This is a genomic window from Faecalibacterium sp. Marseille-Q3530 (genome assembly GCF_017377625.1).
Classification (GTDB): Bacteria; Bacillota; Clostridia; order Oscillospirales; family Ruminococcaceae; genus Faecalibacterium; species Faecalibacterium prausnitzii_E.
In genome coordinates this window covers 150,413-172,034 of record NZ_JAFREH010000001.1, presented here as the reverse complement: position 1 = coordinate 172,034, position 21,622 = coordinate 150,413, and the positions used below count along the sequence as shown (strand labels likewise).

Here is a 21,622-nt window from a genome sequence, read left to right as displayed (position 1 = left end):
AGACGGCGGAACTAGTACCGCTCGGCCTGCGTTTTCTGGTTGTAGCGGTTTGCCACCGGCTTCAAGACGCTGCTCATGCGGCCCACGGCGTTTTTATCCTGCTTGGTGCTGCGGAAATACTCCTTGGCAAAGGCTTCCACGTCTGCATCGGAATAAACGGCAAAGCTCCGCAGCTCCTTCTGGGTCTTGTAAATGAGGTCGGTGTTGACCTCCTGCTCCAGAAAGGTTTCCTGATAAAACGGCTGGAAGGCCTCCCGGATGTCCTCTGCCTTGTTCACGAAATCCAGCACAAAGGTGTCGGTTTTGCCGGGGCAGGTGCGGTTCAGACGGGAGAGGGTCTGCACCGCCTTGACGCCCTTCAACTTTTTGTCCACGATCATGGTGTGGAGCAGCGGTTCGTCAAAACCGGTCTGGTATTTTTCTGCCACGATCAGCACATTGAAGTTGTTGTGGAACTCCTTTTTGGTCTGGCTCTCTGCAATGTGGCTACCGTCGGCGCGGACGTTCAGGGACTGCTCTGTGTACTCCACGCCGCCGTCCGGTACGGCACCGGAAAATGCCGCTAAGATCTGCACATCGTCATAGCCCTGCTCGGCAATGTAGCGCTTGACCTCGTGGAAGTACCGCACCGCTGCCAATCGGGAGGAGGTGACCACCATCATCTTGCCCCGCCCGCCGATCTTGTGGCTGGTGGTCTCCCGGAAGGTCTCTACAATGATCTTTGCCTTCTGGCTGATGTTGTAGGGGTGCAGCTCCTCATACTTACGGATAAGCTTTGCCGCCCGGCTGGCGGGCAGGTCGGGGTTGTCTGGGATGGTCTTGGCAATCTTGAAGCAGGTGGAATAGGTCATGTAGTTTTGCAGCACATCCAGAATGAACCCTTCCTCAATAGCCTGCCGCATACTGTAAATGTGGAAAGGGTGGTGGCTGCCGTCCGGGTACTCGGTGCCGAACAGCTCTAGCGTGGCGGCTTTTGGGGTGGCGGTAAAGGCGAAGAAGGACAGGTTCTTGTGCCGTCCGTGGGAGGTCAACTCCTTCACCAGCGCATCCTCCGGGTCGATCTCGTCCTCCGCTTTGCCTTCCAGCTCGGCATATTCCCGCAGCGCGTCCTCGGTGTCGGCAAGGGCGGCTTTCAGCTTCAAAGCAGAGGTGCCGGTCTGGGAGGAGTGCGCTTCGTCGATGATAACGGCATAGTTCTTCCCGGCGGTCTTGTTTACCTCAGTATAGATGACCGGGAACTTTTGCAGCGTGGTGATGATGATGCGTGCGCCGTTGTTGATGGCATCCCGCAGGTCGCCGGAGTTTTTGTCCTCGCCGATGGCCTCCACCGCACCCAGCGTATGGTCAAAACCGGAGATGGTCTCCTGCAGCTGTGCGTCCAGCACGGTGCGGTCAGTCACCACGATGACGCTGGCAAACACCGGCTTGTTCTCGGTGTTGAACAGGGAAGCCAGCCGGTACGCCGTCCAAGCAATGGAGTTGGACTTGCCCGACCCGGCGCTGTGCTGGATGAGATAGTGCTGCCCGGCACCCTTCTGCCGCACATCTGCCACCAGCTTGCGCACCACGTCCAGCTGATGGTACCGGGGAAAGATCAGGGTCTTGCCGTCCTGCAGGCTCATGAACTTTTGCAGAATGTCCATCATGCTGTCCTTCTGGAACACTTCTTCCCAGAGGTAGGCGGTAAGGTAGCCGTTGGGGTTGGGCGGGTTGCCTGCACCGCCGTCCCGCCCGGCACCGTTGGAGCCCTGATTGAAGGGCAGAAAGCGGGTGTCCTTACCCGCCAGCCGGGTGGCCATCCACACCTCGGTCAGGTCTACGCAAAAGTAGCCCAGAATGCGCTTGTTGAACTGGAAACACACCTCCCGGGGGTCCCGGTCGTGCATCCACTGCTGTTTGGCGTTCTCCACAGTCTGCCCGGTGAACTGGTTCTTCAGCTCAAAGGCGAACACCGGGATGCCGTTTACCGCCAGCACCATGTCCACCGAGTTGTGGGTGGTGTCGGAGTAGAACCACTGCCGGTTGCAGGTGATCTCGTTTTGGGCGTAGCGCTGGGCATCCTTCTGGTTCAGTGCGGACTCCGGCTGAAAATAGCACACCCGGAACCGCCGTCCCCGGTGCTTGAACCCATACCGCAGCACCGAGAGCAGCCCATCCGCATCGCAGGCATTGTTAAAGGCCGTGCAGAACTTCCGCACCGGGTTTACCGGGTTCTGCTTTTCAAAAAATGCCCACTCGTTGGGCTGGGTCTTTTGCACAAAGCGGATCAGGGTATCCACAAACAGCCCTAGCTTGGGGTCGTAGCAATCCCCGTTTCGGGTGTAGCCCCCGGCAGGGGAGAGCATCGCCGCAGCAATGTCCGATTCAAACTGCTTTTCGGTGGTGTTGAGGGGCATAGTTAGACCTCCTTTACTTGTAACGTTTGATGAGTTCTTTTGCAAATAGAATGGCGATATCTTCTTTCGTGCGTCCATCTGTACGAATTGCTTGAATTTCACCTAAAGTGGGATATTTTTCTTTTAACTGGTCAAAGGTGATATTATACAGCAATGGGAGAACGATTTTTTGACCATTAGCATTTTGGCGCTTCAAAAATTCATCAAGTTCACGCTCTGTCCATTCACGCCCAAAGAAGTTTTCGGAGATTACAATAATAGCAAACTCTGATTTCTCTGTTCCATTAAGAATAACTTGCTTCCAGTTGTCACCCCAAGAAAGGACCTCGGAGTCGTAAAAAATATTGATTCCCAATTTCCGCAAGGTTAGATACAACTCATCTACATAATCGGATTTATCTGCATTAGCGTGAGAAATAAAAACGTCAAATTCTTTTCGAGCGGGTTTGGTAGGAATGGCTTCTGCTGATGTGGATGCCGCAACTGCTTTTTCTTTGTCATCAAAGTAAGACAACCCTTGAGGGGTTAATGTGGCTTCCCAACCGCTTAACCAGAGATTCACAGAAGAAACCATTCCATACATACGAAGTTTTTCAAATTCCGAAAGAATAGAGTTTCGATAGGGGACAGGAAAATCGCTATTGTCACCTTGAATATAGCGATTTTCATTTCCGTCGTATAATTTTAGGAGTGCGGTGAAAACTTCTTCCGATGCGGCGTCCATAATGCGCATTCCACTAACGACGGGTTGACCGCTGACAATAGTAGAGGCGTACTGACGCCGTGCTTCTTGCGCAGCTATTTTTTGATTTTCACGTTGCTGTTTTTCAAGAGCTTTTTCATAAGCAGTTTTGGCCATAAATATCCTCCTGACATTAAAATATAAATCAGTTCGCTGGAGAACTCTTATTAGAGAGTCCTGCACTACGAGCAGCTTCATAACTTTTGAAAATAATATCGGTCCAGTTCCTTAAAACATTAGTGGCAACTAAACTGTCTGTACATGGAAATACTTGCAGAAAGTTTTGAGAAGACCATGCGAGTGTAACGGCTGCCTGCTCTCCGGCAAGTTCTAGTCCATAGTCAGATTGTCCGACAGAAATATACTCATTTTCGTCCCCCGTAGCTAGACGTCTCATGGTTCCTTGCGGAGAAGCATGATTGACGAGGCAAGCTAGTTTATATTGCGATTGCCATAATTCATCAATCTTGCAACACTTAAAAAGCGATTGAAAAGAATTGATTTTGACTATTTTTCCATTTTGATTTTTAGCACCAGATGTCCAGGTATAATGTTGGTCTGTTGTGCGAGATTGTTCAATATATTGCTTGGCAATTTGCTCACCTTGTTGTGCTATGAAATGTCCAATGCAACATAATTCGTACATAGAGCGCCATCGTGCAAAAGCACCATCGGCAAAACCATTCTGCAATAAACACAGAATTTCGAGAAATTCCTGACAAGATCGACCTTGAATCCGTTGAAGAGCTAAAAATGTGAATTTAGATTGATCACGAAATTCTGGAAGCAAGGATGCGACATATTTGGAGTGTTGTTTAGCGGCATTTACAGCGATAGAATACATGGTCAGCGAATGCTCGAACGCGTTTTTCCAAACTATGTAATTGTGTTCTAAAAATTCATTGATTTTTTGCTCTTCAGACCGGGCGATTTCCGAGGAGGAAGATGTGTAGTAGTTTGTCTTTTGAGCTGATAAATTCTGAATAGTATCAAAATACCAGCGGTGAAATTCTTCGCATTGAATCTTATCTGGAATGGTATCGTCAGAGAAACCTTGCTTTTTTAGTGATGAAATATAACTTTCGATAACAGAGTCGTGGAATTCGTGGTAATTTATAGAACGTTCTTTACTCACATTTTACACCTCCCTCTTTCCAGTTACAACCTCATAAATCAAACTTTTCTTATAGCTTTCCAGTTCCTTTACCAACTGTTCTTTTTTCGCAATCAGCCCGTCAATCTCGGCGCACTTGGCATCAAGATAGTCGGCAACTTCTTTTTGCTCTTCAAGTGGTGGCAACAAAACAGGCATGGATTTAAGAAGGCTCTGCCCAAGACTAGCTCGTGTTACAAGATTCATTTCCTTAACAAGATAAAACCGTAAGTGAGAGCTTCTAAAATAATACTTTGCATACGGCGTATACAATTTGTCTGAAAATGGACGCACTCGAATAAGAAAACCTGCAAAGGTGGCGTTAGGAATGTCTTTTTCACAAACACAAGAAAATCCGACTTCTTCGATTGTTTCTGAAGTGCGTGTGAAGAAAATATCGCCTTTCTTTACAGAGTAACGTTTTTGTTCCTCTGGCGTAGAATCAACTAGTCCGGATACAGTAGAGGATAAAGAATAATTTTTATAGACATCACTGTAACTTACAAATGGAAAGCCTTTTCCAAAAAATTCACTGCTCTTACTTATACCGTTCTGAGTATCTCCAACATTGCGGAGTTTACCCAAAAACCACTCAGATGGAATTTGGCCAATATAGTCAACCCCGCTATCCTTCATCTCCCGCTCACCACGTACGCCTTTGGTCACAGCCTGCGTAATAACTGCCTGCTTGAGCTTTTTGTAATCCTCAATACTGGAGTGAACGGAGGTTAAAAGGTCGTCAATCTTGGAACATGTTGCATCAAGATTACGGACTATAATATCTTGTGTGGATAACGGTGGAAGCGGGAGCCAAAGTTGCTTAATGGTCTCTTGGCTGATATTAGGCTGTCCACCACCGACTGCTTTGCGGACTAAATAACTTTGAGCGGATTTGATAACATAGAAAGCATAATGGAGATTGCAAGAAGGAGAGGAAAGTACGCAACAAGCCTGATTAACGCAACCGTCAATTAGAGAAATGGAAGCATTACCAACAGAAGCACCATACATAGCAATGATGATAAAAGGTGCAGGGTAAACTCTTAAAGCACTATATTGAGAAAGGAGATTTGCAGAGATAACATTTTTACAAGCCGGCATAAAAGAACCGGTAATATCACCAGACTGAATCCAATTAACAACAGGAAAATCACTGGTTATGTTTTTGGGAGTTGTGCCGCTGCCAATTGTATCAAATAAGCGGATGACTTTGTTTTTTGTCCACCCCTCTGGAATTTCCCCAATCCATTCAATGCCGCTGTCTTTCATTTTCCGCGCCATGGTCAGCCCTCCTTATGGAACAGCTCTGCCAGCCCGGCGGAGATATCCTGTTCCAGTGCAGTGATGCGCGCCACGATATCCTCCACGGCTTCCGGTGCCTGATACTCGTAGAAATAGCGGGTCATGGGGATCTCGTAGCCCACCTTGGTCTTGCTGTGGTCGATCCAGGCGTCGGGGGCATAGGGCAGAACTTCGCGGGCAAAGTAGGCGTCAATATCCTGCACCAGCGGCACGTTTTCAGTGTCCCGCAGGCTGGTGTCCGGCACAGGCTTGCCACGCTTCAGGATAACGTTGCCTGCCTCGTCCCGCTGGGGGCGCTCCACCACGATCTTGTTGTAGCCGAACTCCACGCTCTCGAACACCTTGCTCTCGCAGTAGATGCCGTTTTTGTCGCCGTACACCTTGCCGTTGGCAAACTCGCCGTAGGCGGTGACGATCAGCTCCCGGCAGGCATCGGTGATGTCGTTGCGCTTGGTGCCGATGCTCTTGCGGCGGGGCTCGAAGCAGTGGCTGGCGTCAATAAGCTGCACCTTGCCCGCACGGTGGGCGGGCTTATCCTTGCTGAGCACCCAGATGTAGGTGGAGATGCCGGTGTTCATGAACATATCGGTGGAAAGCTGGATGATGCAGTCCAGCCAGTCGTTTTCCAGAATATACTGCCGGATGTTGCTGGGCCCGCTGCCGGCATCGCCGCTGAACAGGGGAGAGCCGTTCTGGATGATCGCCATCTTGCCCTTGTTTGCCAGCTTGGCAAGGCCGTTCAGCACGAAAAGCTGCTGCCCATCGCTGATCTTGGGCAGACCGGGCGCAAAACGCCCCATCTCGCCGCGGGCGGCCTCGGCTTCCACCGCCTTCTGCTCCCGCTTCCAGTCGATGCCGAAGGGCGGGTTGGAGATGATGTACTGGAAGGTGAATCCGGGGAACTGATCCTCCGACAAAGTATCACCGAACCGCATATTGTTGGGGTCGCCGCCCCGGATCATCATGTCCGCCTTGGCGATGGCAAAGGTGGAGGGATTGAACTCCTGCCCGAAGCAGGTCACCTCAATGTCACTGTTCAGCTCGTGGATGCGCTCCTCCATGCAGCTCAGCATCTGGCTGGTTCCCATGGCCATATCGTAAACGGTCATGCTGCTGGTGTCGAGGTCGGCTTCGGACAGCAGCAGGTCGGTCATCAGATAGATGATATCCCGGCTGGTGAAGTGGGCTCCGGCTTCCTCCCCAAAGCTCTCGGAGAACCGCCGCACCAGGTCCTCAAAGATGTAACCGCAGTCCACGGCGCTGATCTTGTCCGGGCCAAGATAGCCCTTCTCAGAGCCGAACTCCTTGATGACGAGGTAGAGGGTGTTGCTCTCTACCATCCGCTTGATGATGTTGTCAAAGTCGAACTTTGCCAGCACGTCCTGTGCGTTGGCAGAAAAGCCGGACAGGTAATCTCGGAAGTTGGACTCAATGTTGTCCGGGTCTGCCAGCAGGGTCTCGAAGGTGAAGCGGCTGGTGTTGTAAAACTGGTAACCGGAGGCTTTCTGCAAAAAGCCGTCGATGACCTGCAGCTTTTTCACCTTTTCGTAGGTGTCCAGCACTGCCTGATGGGTGGGCAGCAGACAGTCGTGGAACCGCTTCACCACGGTCATGGGCAGAATGACCAGACCGTACTCGTGGGGCTTGAACGGCCCCCGCAGCATATCGGCTACGTTCCAGATCATGGCGGCTTTTTCGGCAATGTTGGCACCTACGGCGGTGATCTTATCGTTTGGCATACGTTGCTCCTTATTTTTTGTGATAGGTGGACATCCTGATTTTACAACAATGGGTGTCCCATAAAGTGGACGGAAGACTGCTTTTCCTGAAAAATGATTCTTGCATCTATTGTACCACGGATTTTGTAGAATGACTATATTTTGCCAAAAAGAAATGCCCGCCTGAAAACCAGACGGGCAAACTGTAAATCATATCATCTGAAAATGCTTCAAAGCCTCCACAATCGCATCCTCTTTCTCCTTCGGACACTGGGACTGCTTCGTATTTTCGGACTTCGCCTTATGGTGGTTCTCTCGTACCTCCAGACCGCATTTCTGCTTGACCTGCGAGATATACAGGGAAGATACTTTCAGCCCGGTCTGTTCCAACACGCGAGCTTTGATTTCAGGATAGGTCGCACCCTTTTGCAATCCTGAAGTGTCCATGCCCTCCAAAGAGAACTCTACACGGACTTTTTTGGAGTCGATCTCACCCTTGGAAAGTGCAATGACACATTCCACATGTTTCGTCCTCGGAAACAGATCCACCGGCTGGACCTTCTCGGCGTGATAGCCGTGCGTTTCCAGCCACTTGGCGTCTCTTGCGGCGGTGGAGGGGGTGCAGCTGACGTAGACGACCCGGCGGGGGGACATGGCGACGACGGCGGAAAGGGTGGCCTCGTCACAGCCTTTGCGGGGCGGGTCGAGAAAGATGACGTCGGGGTGGAGGCCCTCGGCGGCGAGCTGAGATGCGGCTTTGCCCGCGTCGGCACAGAAGAAGCGGCTTCTGGCGGCGACGGCTTCGCCCATGCGGGCCGCGTTGGCCTTGGCGCTGTCGATGGCTTCGGGGACGATTTCCACGCCGATGAGCGAGCGGCAGCGGTCCACCATCGAAAGGCCGATGGTACCCATGCCGCAGTAGAGGTCCAGCAGAAGGTCGTCCGGCTGGAGCTGAGCGTATTCGGCGGCGATGCCGTAAAGCCGCTCGGCGGCGAGGGTGTTGACCTGATAGAACGATAGGGGGCCCAGACGCACCGGGACGTCGCAGAGGGTGTCTTCGATGAAGCCGGGGCCGCAGAGGGTGTGGGTCTCTGTGCCCAGAATGACGTTGGTGTTCCTGGGGTTGACGTTCACAAGGACGGTGGCAATGTCCGGGAACTGCGCGGTCAGCTGCTCGACGAGTTCGGCGCTGTGGGGGAGCTTTGCGCGGGTGCAAACGATGCAGACCATGATCTGGCCGCTGTGCGCACCCCGGCGCAGGAAGATGTGCCGCACCAGGCCCTTGCCGGAAGCCTCATCGTAGGGCTGGATGCCGTGTGCACCGAAAAAGCTGCACAGTGCGTTGCCGATGTCGTTCAGGATGCCGGGCTGCAGCTTGCAGTCGGGGCAGGGGACGATGCGGTGGGTGCGACCGGCGTAGAAGCCGATGCAGGGTGCGCCGTTCTTGTCACGCCCGACCGGGAACTGGACCTTGTTGCGGTAGCGGTCCACTTCGGGGGAGGGGAGAGCGTCCAGCACCGGCACATCCAGCCCGCCGATGCGGCGGAATGCATCGACGACGTTTTCCTGTTTGGCCCGAAGCTCGGCGGCGTAATCCAAGTGCCGCAGGCTGCAGCCGCCGCAGGGGCCTGCCACGGCGCAGTCCACAGGGATGCGGTCCGGCGAGGGGGTGCGCAGGGTGTCCAGAATGCCGAAGGCATAGCGGCCGCAGTCCTTGACGATGCGGATGTCGGCTTCATCGCCGGGGGCAGTGCCGGGCACGAACACGGCCTCGCCGTCCGGCGAGTGTGCCACGCCGCTTCCGTCGTTGGAAAGCCGCTCGATGGTCAGGGTCAGCACCTGATTTTTCTGTAAGGGCATGGGGATTCTCCTTTTGTGGTGGGGTTATTCCGAGGCTTCGGGGGCGTCGGTCTGGGACGCCAGATACTTGCTGGGCGGCACGCCTTTGGCGCGCTTGAACACCCGCGAGAAATAGAACTGGTCAAAGAAGCCGACTGAGATGGCGACCTCGGCAATGGACAGGTTGCCCGCGCGCAGCAGCTTGCAGGCTTCGTTGATGCGGTATTCGGTCAGATAGTCGATGGGGCTTTTGCCCACATTCAGCATGAACACCCGGTAGAGGTGGCTGCGGGAGACTCCCACGCTCTTGGCCACATCGTCGATGGAGATATCGTGCGAGTAGTTGAACTGGATGTATTTGATGGCGTTCAGCACATACTGGCTCGAAGACGAGGTGCTGTGGGGCTTCGACTCGCTGGTCTCCTTCATCAGGGAGGAGATGAAGAGATAGAGGTAGCCTACCATGGCGGCCTCATCCTGGGGCTGAAGCCCGCGGGAGGAGTAGATGTTGGTCAGGGCCGTCCGCATCCCTTCGGGGTCGCTGGTGTGGTGGACGGGTCGCTCGTCTGTAAAGGGCAGCTGTGCGGCCAGTTTGTGGGCACAGGCCCCATTGAAGCCCACCCAGCTGTACTCCCACGGCTGCTGCTCATCGGCTGTGTAGCGGATGAGCTGGCTGGGCCGGGCAAAAAAGAGGTCGCCGGGGACCACCTCAAACGTATGGCCGCCCACCTCAAAGGTTCCCTTGCCGGAAACGACCAGATGGATGAGGTAATGGTCCCGGATGCCGGGGCCCCAGGTCTGGCCCGGAGCACACCGCTCCAGGCCGCAGTTAAAGATGGACAATTCGATGTTGTTGGTGTAATTCTGCTTGAAGGACTGTTTGTAAACGTCTGCCATGTGGTTCTCCTCCCATCCGCTGCATTCGTAGTTCCAGTATATCATAATTGAACCTGCAAATTCAACAAAAGTACATCCGAATCTTTGACTTTCGCGCCAAAATTTGTTTTTTTGCAAAATCAAATTGCAAAATGGGGACGCTTCGATTACAATAGAGTTATCTTTTACAAACAGACTGCGGGTTTTCTTTGGGGAGGAACAGCCATGGCGACCAGTATGCAGCTCAGACGGGAGATCCTGGCAGGCGGGCGCGACGCCGCACTTGCCGCACTGTATGGAGCAGACCCGGCGGTGTTGGCGCGGCAGCGGCAGCGCTACGCGGATGCGCTGGAACAGTTCGAACGATACTTCGGGCCGGGCCGGCAGGTGCACATCTACTCGGCACCGGGGCGGGCCGAGCTGGGCGGCAACCACACCGACCATCAGCACGGCTATGGTCTGGCGGCAGCTGTGATGCTGGACCTGATCGCCGTGGCGTCCCCTAGTGACGACGGCTTCATCCGGGTGAAATCCCGCGGGTTCAACAAGCTGGACGTCATCGACCTGAGCGAGGCAGAGCCGCAGGATGGCGAGAGCACCCATTCGGCCAGCCTCATCCGGGGCATCGCGGAGGGCTTCCGGGCCAGGGGCAGGGCTGTGAATGGCTTTGACGCCTACACCGCCAGCGACGTGCTGCGGGGGTCGGGTCTGTCCAGCTCGGCGGCGTTCGAGATGGGGATGGCCGTCATCCTGAACGGCGAGTACGGCTGTGGCCTGCCGACGCCGGAACTGGCGAGGATCTGCCAGTATGCGGAGAACACCTACTTCGGCAAGCCGAGCGGCCTGCTAGACCAGTTGACCAGCGCGGTGGGCGGCGTCATCTTTGCGGACTTTGCCGACCCGGCCCAGCCGGACATCGAGAAGATCCACGCCGCCGGGCTGCTGCCGGAGGGGATGAGCCTCTGCGTTACCGACACGCGCGGCAGCCACAGCGAGCTGACCGGCGAGTTCGCCGCCATCCGGAACGAGATGGAAGCGGTGGCGTCGCAGCTGGGGGCTAAGGTTCTGGGGCAGGTGCGGGAGGCCGACTTCTGGGCGGCGCTGCCCCGCCTGCGCACTGCCTGCGGCGACCGTGCCGTGCTGCGGGCCGCCCACTACTTTGAGGAGAACGCCCGCGCACTGGTCCAGCGGGATGCGCTGCGGGCCGGGGACTTCCCGGTCTTTCTGAAGGCCATTGCGGCCAGCGGCCATGCCTCCTACACCCTGTGCCAGAACGTCTACTGTTCCACGGATGTGCGGCATCAGGGGCTTTCGGTGGCGCTGGCGCTGAGCCAGACACTGCTGGAACACAGCGGCGGAGCCTGGCGGATGCAAGGCGGCGGCTTTGCAGGCACCATCCAGGCCTTTGTGCCGCAGCGGCTGGTGCAGACCTACCACGACGCCATGGAAGGCGTCTTCGGCAAGGGCAGCTGCTACATCCTCCGCCTGCGGGAGCAGGGAGCGATTCACGTAATATAATAATAGAGCAAAAAAGAAAGTGCTCTGCTGCCAAAAACAGCGGAGCACTTTGCTTTTTGGAATAGAAAACGGACACGTTCAGCACGGGCGAACGGACGCCGAAGGCGGCTGAGAGAGCTCAGACCCCGCGCTCCTGGCGCTTCTGACGCATATCGTCGGTGTAGCTTTGCAGCGCTGACAGGGTGTCGTCGTGGAAGCCGAACCAGTTGACGAGGTTGTTGTAGGTGTTCTCTGCGAAGTCGTAGGCCGAGCGGAACACATGGAACAGCAGCATCGGCACGAACGAGAAGGACAGCGAGAGCACACCGCCGCTGAAGAAGAGATCGTCCAGACGGAGCCGGTCCGTGAAGTCATTCCACGCATCGGCCAGCTCACCGCCGCCAACAATCTGAAACTGCTCTGCTTCCGGGATGCGTCCATAGGAAGCGGGCATCTGCAATTCTTTCATAGAAAAGCTCCTTTCTGTGTCAGAGTCGGGTGGTCAGGCAAAAGCTCAGGCCGCCGTCAGCGCGGCCGTGGAGGCTGCGGTGGGGTCGGTCGTGGTGGTGCCGGCGGAAGGACCATCGTTGTAGTAGTTGTCCTTCACGTCGGTGTAGATGTTCAGCGCATTGTTGATGAGCTGGACGGCATAAATGTAGGCCGCATAGCCTGCAAAACCGGTGAAGAGCACCGTGGCAGCCTTGCCAACGGGGGTCCGGTGGCTCCAGTAGTGCTTGATGGAACCGCCGACGGTCAGACCGTCGTTGCGCATGTTGATGAGGCCGGTGACGGCACCGCTGAAGGCAGCCTGACCCATTAGGCGGATGAGGTTGGTGACGAGGTTGTATGTAAACTGCTGCGGCGAGATGACATCGGCACCGCCCTCGATGTAGATCATTTCATCCTCGGAGATGGGAGCATAGGCTGCCGGAAAATGCAGCGAAGTCGAACTGGTATATTCCATGGCGGGAAAACTCCTTTCGTACATCAGAACCGCCGGAAAGCGGATCATAAACTAAGTGGATTATAGCATATTCCACCAAAAACAACAAGAGAGCGAGGGTTTGAAAGCTGTGGGGGTTTTGTGAACGGTTTCAAGGAAAAACTCAAAAAACAAACGCAGGAAAGCAGAAAAATAAAAGCGCACATCCCAGGGCCCTGGTGAAAAAATGTTGTGTGAAATTTGTGCCAAAAAGGAACGGCGGGCCGGGTGCAGTGCCACAATGCAGGGCACCGCACGGCTCGCCGGTCGGGGTGGGGGAGCTATCAGAAGGAGAAAAAAGCTTACTCTGCCGCCGGGGCCCGGTCATACAGGACCGTCAGATCGGCGATGTGGTCCGCCAGCAGGCTCGTCAGGGGCGTGGTCAGACGCCACTGCCAGTTGGAACCCTGCGTGCTGGGGGTGTTGATGCGGGCTTCGGCACCGAGGTGGAGCCAGTCCGCCATCGGGATGATGGCCATGTCCGACACGCAGGAAAGGCAGGCCGCGATCATGGCTTCGGTCAGGTCTTTGGGGGCGCAGCGCAGATACCGGCAGGCGTAGTGGACATCCTCCGGGCTGGCAGTCGCCCGCCAGCCTTCGGTGGTCACATTGTCGTGGGTGCCGGTGTAGACGACGCTGTTCCGGGTGTAGGTGTAGGGCAGGTAGTTGCCCGGCTCCCGGCTGTCGAACGCGAACTGCATGATCTTCATGCCGGGGTAGCCGCTGGCGGCCAGCATGGTCTTGACCTCCGGGGTCAGATAGCCCAGGTCCTCGGCAATGATGCCGCCCTGCCCCAGCGCCTCGTGCATGGCGTCGATGAAGGCGCGGTCCGGGCCTTTGACCCACTTGCCGCCCGCTGCCGTGGTGTTCCCGGCGGGGATGGAGTAGTAGCTCTCGAAGCCGCGGAAGTGGTCGATGCGGACGACATCATAAATGGAGGTGGCGTGCTTCATCCGGCGTTTCCACCAGGCAAAGTGCTCTGCCTCGTGGCGGGGCCAGTCGTAGAGCGGGTTACCCCAGAGCTGGCCGTCGGCCGCAAAGGCATCCGGCGGGCAGCCGGCCACTTGGGTCAGGTGGACCTGCCCATCGGTCTGGAAAAGCTCCGGCCGGGTCCAGAGGTCGCTGGAATCCGGGCTGACGTAGATGGGGATATCGCCCACCAGCTGGATGCCATTTTGGTTGGCGTAGGTCTTGAGGGCGCTCCACTGCGTGAAGAAGAAGAACTGCACGGCCTTGTGATAATCCACCGCATCGGCCAGCCGCACACGGGCGGCGGCCAGAGCCGAAGGCTCACGGGTGCGCAGCGCGTCGGGCCAGTCGGCCAGACCGGCCTGCCCCTGCTCGGCTTTCAGGGCCATGAACAGGGCGTAATCGTCCAGCCAGAAGTCCTGCGCGGCGCAAAAATCGGTGTAGGCTTTGCTGGGCTCGGCCAGAAGCCGGTCTGCGGCCCGTTTCAGGATCACGGGCCGCTCGTTGTACAGCGCACCGTAATCCACGGTGCCGACCGGCACCGGAGCGGGGACCTCATCGGGGGTGAGCCAGCCGTCCTCGGCCAGCACCCGGTAGTCGATGAAGTAGGGGTTCCCGGCAAAGGCGGAAAAGCTCTGGTAAGGGCTGTCGCCGTAGCCGGTGGGGCCGATGGGCAGGATCTGCCAATAGGTCTGTCTGGCGCGGGCCAGAAAATCCACGAAAGCGAAGGCCTCCGCCCCCAGAGTGCCGATGCCGAAGGGACCGGGCAGGCTGAACACAGGCATCAGGATACCGCTTGCGCGCATGTGAAACCCCTCCTCTTAACCCTTGACAGCGCCGGCAACGACGCCCTCAATGATGTATTTCTGGCAGGTGATGTAGAGCAGGATGATGGGGATGATGGCGATGATGATGCAGGCCATCATGGGGGCCAGCTCCACGCGGCCGTAACCGCCGCGGAAATACTGGATGGCCATGGGGATGGTGCGGTACTTCTTGATGTCCAGCACCAGAGTGGGCAGCAGGTAGTCGTTCCAGACCCACATCGTTTCCAGAATGGCGGTGGAGATCATGGTCGGCTTCAGGATGGGGAAGACGATCTTGAAGAAGATCTGGATGGGGTTGCAGCCGTCGATCATGGCAGCCTCTTCAATCTCGATGGGGACGCTCTTCATGAAGCCGGTGAACATGAACACGGCCAGACCGGCACCGAAGCCGAGGTAGATGATGCAGATGTTCCAGGGGGTGTTCAGCTTGAGGGTATCGGCCGTCTTAGACAGAGTAAACATGACCATCTGGAAGGGGACGACCATCGAGAAGACGATGAGCAGGTTCATGAACTTGCTCAGCTTGTTGTTCACGCGGGTCAGGTACCAGCCCGTCATCGAGCAGCAGAGCAGGATGAGCACCACACTGGTCAGGGTGATCAGCAGGCTGTAGCCCAGGCTGGAGAGAAAGTTCATCTTGAAGATGCCGTAGGTATAGTTTTCCAGGCCGACAAAGGTCTCCTTGGTGGGCAGTGCGAAGACGGTGGAGGTGGTGAAGGTGCCTTCCTTCTTCAGACTGTTGATGAAGATCAGGGCGATGGGGTAGACCCACAGCAGGCAGAGCAGGGTCATTATAACGGTGAGCGCATTGTCCCACATATGTTTACGTTTGATCATTACTGCTGTACCTCCTTGGAACGAGTGAAGTGGAGCTGGATCATGGAAATGACGACCACGATGAGGAAGAAGATCACAGCCTTTGCCTGGCCGATGCCCTTCCACTGCGCGCCGGAGCGGCCATAGAAGGTGTTGTAGATGTTCAGGGCCAGCATCTCACTGGCGTTGGCAGGCTCGCCGGCCGTCAGGGCGACGTTCTGGTCGAACAGCTTGAAGCTGTTGGTCAGGGTGAGGAAGGTGCAGATGGTGATGCTGGGCATGACCATGGGCAGCTTGATCTTGAACAGGATCTCGTGGTCAGAAGCGCCGTCGATCTTGGCGGCTTCGATCAGGTCACCGGGCACACTCTGCAGGCCGGCCACATAGATGATCATCATATAGCCGATCTGCTGCCAGCACATCAGGATGATCAGGCCCACGAAGCCTGCCTTGGCGTCCAGAGCCAGCAGCGGCCTCTGGAGATTGGCCAGCACACCATTGAGCAGGATCTGCCAGATGTAGCCCAGCAGGATGCCGCCGATCAGGTTGGGCATGAAGTAGACCGTGCGGAACAGGTTCGTGCCCTTGATGCCGCGGGTCAGCACGAGGGCGATGGCGAACGCGCAGACGTTGATGAGCACAGTGGACAGCACCGTGAACGCTGCCGTGAAGCCGAAGGCGTGGAGAAAGGTGGAATCCTGGAAGACAGAAAGGTAGTTCTGGATGCCCACAAAGGTGGTCTTCGACACGGTGGTGAACCGCTGGAAGGACAGGTAGATGCCCCAGATGAAGGGCCAGATGAAGCCGATGATGAACGCGATGAGGGTAGGCAGCACGAACACCGGCCAATATTTGCTGATGGCCTTTTGCATGATATACCTCCAAATCCAAAAAAGAAGGAGGCGGGCGAACCGCTCGCCCGCCTCCCGTATTTGTCAGCCGTTAAAAACGCTCTGTGGCATCAGCCGTTTGCCAGCTTGTACTCCTTGGCCCAGCCATCGACGAAGGCAGTGACCACAGCGTTCCAGTCGCCGGTGCCTGCTGCATAAGCAGTCAGTGCGCTGCCGACGCCGTTCTTCCACTCCTCGGAAGGCATGGTGGAGAAGCACCAGTCCACACTGGTCTTGCCAGCGGCGACGTAGTCGTTTGCAATGGCGATCAGCGGGTTGGTGGAATCCTTAGCAGCCTTGAAGGGGATGACGAAGCCCATGTCGTCTGCCATAGCAGAAGTGCCGGTCTCGGAGGTGACGCACCAGTACAGGAAGTCCAGAGTGGCCTGGATGTCCTCATCGGATGCAGTGTTGTTCACGCACCAGTAGTTCTCGGAACCGGTGCACAGGCCCTGGTTCTCTTCGCCGTCCACGCCGATGTAGATGGGCAGCATGCCGAGGTTGTCGTCGCCCAGAGAGGAGACATCGCTGTAAGCCCAGGTGCCGTTCTGATAGAAGACAGCCTTCTTGCCCACGAACTCAGCCACAGCGTCGTTGCCGGTCTTGGAAGCCAGCAGCTTCGGGTCGCAGGTGGAGTCGGTGATGTACAGGTCCCAGATCTGCTTGTAGTTGTCCAGATAGGTGCCCTTGATGGCGTCGGTGGAGCCGATGCCATCTGCCTTGTACTCGTAGTAGATGGGCAGGTTGGCCAGATGGGTCTTGAAACGCCAGTCGGAAGAACCGTCCATGCCGGCGGAGGTGAAAGCACCATCGACGCCCAGCTCAGCCTTGCGAGCCTGGATGTCGTCTGCGACCTTCTTCAGGTCGTCAAAGCCCTTGATGTCGTCCTGGGTGTAGCCAGCGGCGGTCAGCAGCTCCTTGTTGTAGATGATGCCGTAGGTCTCGATGACGTAGGCGATGCTGGTGACGGCGTCGCCGTCCTTCAGTGCGAAGGAGTCGCTGGTCAGTTCGCCGTACAGCTTGCTGCCGGACAGGTCGTAGCAGTAATCCTTCCAGTTGGCCAGACCGACGGGGCCGTTGACCTGGAACAGGGTGGGAGCCTCGCTCTTCTCCATCTCGCTCATCAGGGTGGTCTCATACTGGCCGGAAGCTGCGGTCACGACGGTGACAGGTACGCCGGTCTCCTTGGTGTAGGCAGCAGCCAGATCCTGCCAGGCCTGATCCTGTTCCGGCTTGAAGTTCAGGTAGTAGACTTTGCCGCTTGCACCGGAAGCGGATGCGCTGGCGGAAGCAGCGGTAGAACTGGCAGCGGAGGAAGCGGTGGAGCTGGAAGAGCCGCCGCAGGCAGCCAGACCCAGGGCAGCGGCAGAAACGCCAGCGGCCTTCAGAAAATTACGACGAGTGATCATCTTTTTCATAGTGTGTTCTCCTTCTTATTGATTGCTTATCTATCGCACCGCCCCGATGGGCGGAGTTAAACGGATTCAAACCGGCGGCGGCAGGGGCAGACGCTTTCGCCCTGCTGCAGCTCCGGCTGCAGGGTCACGGTCCGGGCCGAGGCACCGTGCTCGATCTGCCGGATCAGAAGCTCGATGCTCTGCAACGCGATCTGCTCGCTGGGCTGGACGATGGTGGTCATCACAGGCACACAGTAGCGGGACATCGTGATGCCGTCAAAGCCGATGACGGAGACGTCCTCCGGCACTCGGAGCCCGGCGCTGACCAGCGCCCGGATAGCACCAAAGGCGATGACGTCGCTCATCGCAAACAAGGCAGTGAACTCGGCCCGGCGGGCCAGCAGGCTGTTCATGGCGTGGTATGCGGACTCGAAATCGTAGTTCGACAGGCCGTAGAGCTTGTTGTCGAAGACGAGGCCCGCATCCTCCATGGCGTCCTGTGCGCCCAAACGGCGCATCCGGCTGGGGAAACTTGTGGCCGGGCCGCCCAGCACAGCGATCTTGCTGTGCCCCTGTGCAATGAGGTGGGCGACCGCAGTGCGGGCAGCCGCCCGGTCGTCCACGCCGACCATCGACAGATTGGGGAAGCTCAGGTCGTGGGAAACGAGGGTGGCCAGCACCGAAGGAACGGTGATGTTGGAAAATCCATTCTGGAAGTTGCTCACGCTGCCGCCCAGGAAGATGATGCCCTTGGGCTTGATCTCCCGCAGGATCTTTTCGGCGGCGTCGATCTCGTTGGCGTTCTCGTCCAGATAGGAGACGATGCCGTTGTATCCATACAGAGTCGCGGCCCGCTGCAATTGCACGAGAAAGTCGGAGAAGAAGAGGTTGCGTGTGCCCTTGACGATGAACACCAGACTGCGGGACTGCTGGATCTTCAGCTGCCGCGCGTTGGTGTTGGGGGTGAACCCCGCTTCCCGCATGACCTTCAGAACGTGTTCTTTCGTTTCCGGCCGTACATCGGGCCGGTCGTTGATGACACGGGAGATGGTGCTGACGGAACAGCCGCTGATGCGGGCGATGTCCTTGATCGTCATGGCGCATCTCCTCACTTTCTGTAGAACCATCGGGAACGTTGTCGGGAACGTTTCCAGTGGCTATAGTATGGCACATTTTGTTCAAAAAATCAATCATGTTGGAGCAATTTCGTAAAATGTGTACAAAGAATCGGTTCGGCGTTGTGCAGTTTGATTTGCAACCACGTCAAAACCCTGACTTGTTTCAGAAATTCCCGGAAACAAATCGCAACAAGCCGGGATGACCGTACCGCTTTGTAACTTTTTGGCGGGAGAACGTGCAGCTTTGTCGGCAAAAACAAAAAAGTCCCGGAACCACAAACGCCAGAGAGCGGGTGAGTTCCGGGAACCGAAAAACGGGCAGCAAAAAGCGCCTTCCCCTTGTCATCGGGGAAGACGCTTTGCTGATTGCTGATTATTTTGAACTGGGTTGATAAAGTTCTGAAGATTAGTCGCTGACGTAGGGCATCAGAGCAACGTGACGAGCACGCTTGATGGCGACGGTCAGTGCGCGCTGATGATAAGCGCAAGTGCCGGTCACACGGCGGGGGATGATCTTTGCACGCTCAGAGACGTACTTACGCAGACGGGGCACGTCCTTGTAATCGATGGTGTCGATGCGATCGACACAGAAGCTGCAAACCTTCTTGCGGCCGCGGCGGATGGGGCGCGCGGGGCGAGAGCCTTCGGTTCTTTCAAAAGCCATTGCTTATTACCTCCTATAAGATTTTAACGGATAGACCGTTTCGGATCAGAACGGCAGGTCGTCGCTGTCGTCGATGACGGCGAAGTCATCTGCACTGCCGGCAGAATAGCTGGGAGCTGCCTCCACAGCGGCCGGGCGGGCAGGGGCTGCGTTCTGGTAGGACGGAGCAGAATTCTGATAATTTGCTCCGCCGCCCTGGTTGCTGCTCTTGGGGCCTGCAAAGTTGATGTTGTTGGCCACAACTTCCACAGCGGTGCGGTTGTTTCCCTGCTTGTCCTGATACTGGCGGGTCTGAAGCGAACCTTCAATGGCGATCAGACTGCCCTTCTGGAAATACTTCGAAACAAACTCGGCCTGCTGACGCCATGCGACGATGTCGATGAAATCAGCCTGGCGCTGCTCGCCCTGGCGGGCAAAATTGCGGTCGCACGCGATCCGGAAACTGCACACATTGGTGCCGCTCTGGGTGGTGCGGAGCTCCGGGTCCGCCACAAGGCGGCCCATGATAGCAACAACATTCAACATAGAACAGACTCCTTTTTGATCACGGAGAGATTACTCCTCGTGGGCAACGATCAGGCTGCGCATAACGCCTTCGGTGATCTTGTACACACGGTCCAGCTCAGCGGGGAAGCTGGGCTCGCTGGTGAAGTTGATCACGGTGTAGACGCCTTCCTCCTCGTCGTTGATGGGGTAGGCCAGACGGCGCTTGCCCCACTCGTCGATGGAATCGATCGTACCGTTAGCCTCGATCAGGGACTTGAACTTACCCACCAGAGCGGCGGTAGCCTCCTCGTCGAGAGCGGCGCTGGTAATCAGCATGGTTTCGTACTTTGCCATTTTGTAGCACCTCCTTTTGGACTTGAGGGCCTCAAGGTTATGAGGCCAAGGTACACGATCCTGCGGTTTCACAGGACTGTGCGGTGTGTCTGTTCAGACAGCAATTTATTATAGCAAGTGTTTTGCACTTTGTCAAGCATTCCGGCAAAAAAATCTGCACGAAAATAAAACGGGTTTGCGGCTAAACTTTAGTTGGATTTTCGCTGGGATGGTTTTGATTTTCATAAGCCGACAAGTTATAATGTAAAATAGGATAGGCCAGGATGCGCGGTCGGGCCTGCCGGGCGTGAAAAACGCAAAATTGAGTAAAGGAAGGTTATTTGAATGTATTCGGTCTTTCGAAACCTCGCCATCATCATCCTCACGGCCAAGTTCTTCGGGCTGGTGGCCCGCAAGTGCAAGGCCCCGCAGGTGGTGGGCGAGATCATCGCGGGCCTGCTGATCGGCCCCTGTGTGCTGAATCTGGTCCACATTAGCGATACCATTTCGGTCTTTGCGGAGATCGGCGTGGTGCTGCTGATGTTCTCCACCGGCCTTGGCACCAACCTGAAGGAGCTGATCAAAGCCGGCCCCATTGCCACCCTCATCGCCTGCGTGGGTGTGGCTGTGCCGCTGGCGGGCGGCACGCTCCTTTATAGTATCTTCTATGGGTTTGCTGCCGTGGGCAGCACGGAGTTTTACAAGGCGCTTTTCATTGGCACCATCATGACGGCCACCAGCGTTTCCATCACGGTGGCGGCCCTGCAGGAGATGGGCCATCTGAAGAGCTTCCTCGGCACGACCATCGTGAGCGCGGCAGTCATTGATGATGTCATCGGCATCGTGGTGCTGACCTGTGTGCTGGGTGCCGGTTCCGGCACCGGCACTGGCCTGGGTAAGGTGCTCTTCAACACGGTGCTCTTCTTTGCCACGGCCATCGGTGTGGGCCTCATCGCACACTTTGCGATGAAGTGGCTGGACAAGCGCAACCCCCACACCCAGCGCATCACCATCGTGAGCATGGCGTTCTGCTTTGCCATGGCCTACGTCGCCGAGGAATACTTCGGCATTGCGGACATCACAGGCGCCTACATTGCCGGCATCGTGTTCTGCTCCATGGATGACGCATCCTATGTGGAGCGCCGGGTGGATATCAGCAACTATGTGCTGTTCGCACCGGTCTTTTTTGCGAGCATCGGCCTGAAGACGGATATCAGCGGCCTGACGCCGCAGATCCTGCTCTTCAGTGTCTGCTTCGTCATCATGGCCCTCATCACCAAGGTCATCGGCTGCGGTCTGGCGGCAAAGATCTGCCGATTCAGCTGGGCTGACTCCCTCAAGGTGGGCGTCGGCATGATGACCCGCGGCGAGGTGGCCCTGATCGTGGCCCAGAAGGGTCTGGACATCGGCGTGGTGGACCCTGTGTACTTCACGGCGGTCATTCTGCTCATCGTGGTATCCTCGGTGGCAACACCGCTGGTGCTGAAGGTGCTCTTCACCAAAGCCCCGCCGACACCGCATCCGAGCCAGAGCGAAGCATAAAAATGGGAGGTCCATCCTGGGGGATGGGCCTCCTGTTTTTTTGTTGGACGCGGAAAATGGCACAATTTCCGAAGA

At 56.4% G+C, this 21,622-nt stretch carries 19 protein-coding genes; 2 read left to right on the top strand and 17 right to left on the bottom strand.

The annotated features are described in order from the left end of the window. Nucleotides 1–11: 11 nt before the first annotated feature. From J3350_RS00790 to J3350_RS00760, 7 genes are all read right to left on the bottom strand, one after another. Complete coding sequence (locus tag J3350_RS00790) at nucleotides 12–2,396, bottom strand: type I restriction endonuclease subunit R (RefSeq protein ID WP_370569241.1); 2,385 nt, start codon at nucleotides 2,394–2,396, stop codon at nucleotides 12–14. Nucleotides 2,397–2,409: 13 nt separating this feature from the next. Beyond that, nucleotides 2,410–3,255: a toll/interleukin-1 receptor domain-containing protein gene (locus J3350_RS00785; protein ID WP_242700067.1), complete on the bottom strand. Its 846-nt coding sequence runs from the start codon at nucleotides 3,253–3,255 to the stop codon at nucleotides 2,410–2,412. Between the two features lie 28 nt (nucleotides 3,256–3,283). Then, the gene (locus J3350_RS00780) at nucleotides 3,284–4,273 is read right to left on the bottom strand and encodes a DUF5677 domain-containing protein (RefSeq protein WP_207685367.1); all 990 of its coding nucleotides are present in this window, start codon (nucleotides 4,271–4,273) and stop codon (nucleotides 3,284–3,286) included. A 3-nt stretch (nucleotides 4,274–4,276) separates the two neighbouring features. Continuing rightward, entirely contained in the window at nucleotides 4,277–5,572 is a 1,296-nt protein-coding gene (locus J3350_RS00775) for a restriction endonuclease subunit S (RefSeq protein WP_207685366.1), read from the bottom strand. A 2-nt stretch (nucleotides 5,573–5,574) separates the two neighbouring features. Beyond that, entirely contained in the window at nucleotides 5,575–7,332 is a 1,758-nt protein-coding gene (locus J3350_RS00770) for a class I SAM-dependent DNA methyltransferase (RefSeq protein ID WP_112090143.1), read from the bottom strand. Nucleotides 7,333–7,521: 189 nt separating this feature from the next. Then, a complete protein-coding gene (gene rlmD, locus J3350_RS00765) occupies nucleotides 7,522–9,171 on the bottom strand; it encodes a 23S rRNA (uracil(1939)-C(5))-methyltransferase RlmD (RefSeq protein WP_207685365.1) in 1,650 nt (549 codons plus the stop codon). A 24-nt stretch (nucleotides 9,172–9,195) separates the two neighbouring features. Next, entirely contained in the window at nucleotides 9,196–10,047 is an 852-nt protein-coding gene (locus J3350_RS00760) for an AraC family transcriptional regulator (RefSeq protein ID WP_118553337.1), read from the bottom strand. Between the two features lie 204 nt (nucleotides 10,048–10,251). On the opposite strand from J3350_RS00760, the gene J3350_RS00755 reads away from it, so the two are divergent. Continuing rightward, nucleotides 10,252–11,544, top strand: coding sequence for a galactokinase family protein (locus J3350_RS00755; RefSeq protein WP_207685364.1), 1,293 nt, complete (start codon nucleotides 10,252–10,254; stop codon nucleotides 11,542–11,544). Between the two features lie 118 nt (nucleotides 11,545–11,662). Here J3350_RS00755 and J3350_RS00750 read toward each other — a convergent pair whose 3' ends face one another. From J3350_RS00750 to rpsF, 10 genes are all read right to left on the bottom strand, one after another. Further along, complete coding sequence (locus J3350_RS00750; protein ID WP_207685363.1) at nucleotides 11,663–11,992, bottom strand: hypothetical protein; 330 nt, start codon at nucleotides 11,990–11,992, stop codon at nucleotides 11,663–11,665. Nucleotides 11,993–12,037: 45 nt separating this feature from the next. Next, nucleotides 12,038–12,487, bottom strand: coding sequence for a hypothetical protein (locus J3350_RS00745; protein ID WP_207685362.1), 450 nt, complete (start codon nucleotides 12,485–12,487; stop codon nucleotides 12,038–12,040). A gap of 320 nt (nucleotides 12,488–12,807) precedes the next feature. Next, the gene (gene malQ / locus J3350_RS00740; RefSeq protein ID WP_207685361.1) at nucleotides 12,808–14,280 is read right to left on the bottom strand and encodes a 4-alpha-glucanotransferase; all 1,473 of its coding nucleotides are present in this window, start codon (nucleotides 14,278–14,280) and stop codon (nucleotides 12,808–12,810) included. Between the two features lie 15 nt (nucleotides 14,281–14,295). After that, the gene (locus tag J3350_RS00735; protein ID WP_097792030.1) at nucleotides 14,296–15,138 is read right to left on the bottom strand and encodes a carbohydrate ABC transporter permease; all 843 of its coding nucleotides are present in this window, start codon (nucleotides 15,136–15,138) and stop codon (nucleotides 14,296–14,298) included. Next, nucleotides 15,138–15,989 (bottom strand): carbohydrate ABC transporter permease, encoded by an 852-nt coding sequence (locus J3350_RS00730; protein WP_207685360.1) that lies wholly within the window; start codon nucleotides 15,987–15,989, stop codon nucleotides 15,138–15,140. The genes J3350_RS00735 and J3350_RS00730 overlap by 1 nt, the downstream gene beginning before the upstream one ends. 89 nt (nucleotides 15,990–16,078) lie before the next feature. Beyond that, nucleotides 16,079–17,425, bottom strand: coding sequence for an ABC transporter substrate-binding protein (locus J3350_RS00725; protein ID WP_207685359.1), 1,347 nt, complete (start codon nucleotides 17,423–17,425; stop codon nucleotides 16,079–16,081). 56 nt (nucleotides 17,426–17,481) lie between these two features. Continuing rightward, nucleotides 17,482–18,501, bottom strand: a complete 1,020-nt coding sequence (locus tag J3350_RS00720; RefSeq protein WP_207685358.1) for a LacI family DNA-binding transcriptional regulator — start codon at nucleotides 18,499–18,501, stop codon at nucleotides 17,482–17,484. 427 nt (nucleotides 18,502–18,928) lie between these two features. Beyond that, a complete protein-coding gene (gene rpsR / locus J3350_RS00715) occupies nucleotides 18,929–19,186 on the bottom strand; it encodes a 30S ribosomal protein S18 (RefSeq protein WP_022256536.1) in 258 nt (85 codons plus the stop codon). A 45-nt stretch (nucleotides 19,187–19,231) separates the two neighbouring features. After that, nucleotides 19,232–19,711 carry a single-stranded DNA-binding protein gene (locus J3350_RS00710; RefSeq protein ID WP_055189169.1) on the bottom strand — a complete coding sequence of 160 codons (480 nt, stop codon included), beginning with the start codon at nucleotides 19,709–19,711 and terminating at the stop codon, nucleotides 19,232–19,234. 30 nt (nucleotides 19,712–19,741) lie between these two features. After that, nucleotides 19,742–20,026, bottom strand: coding sequence for a 30S ribosomal protein S6 (gene rpsF / locus J3350_RS00705; protein WP_097792034.1), 285 nt, complete (start codon nucleotides 20,024–20,026; stop codon nucleotides 19,742–19,744). Nucleotides 20,027–20,350: 324 nt separating this feature from the next. Between rpsF and J3350_RS00700 the strand changes: the two genes are divergently transcribed. After that, the gene (locus J3350_RS00700; RefSeq protein WP_207685357.1) at nucleotides 20,351–21,547 is read left to right on the top strand and encodes a cation:proton antiporter; all 1,197 of its coding nucleotides are present in this window, start codon (nucleotides 20,351–20,353) and stop codon (nucleotides 21,545–21,547) included. Nucleotides 21,548–21,622 lie beyond the last annotated feature (75 nt).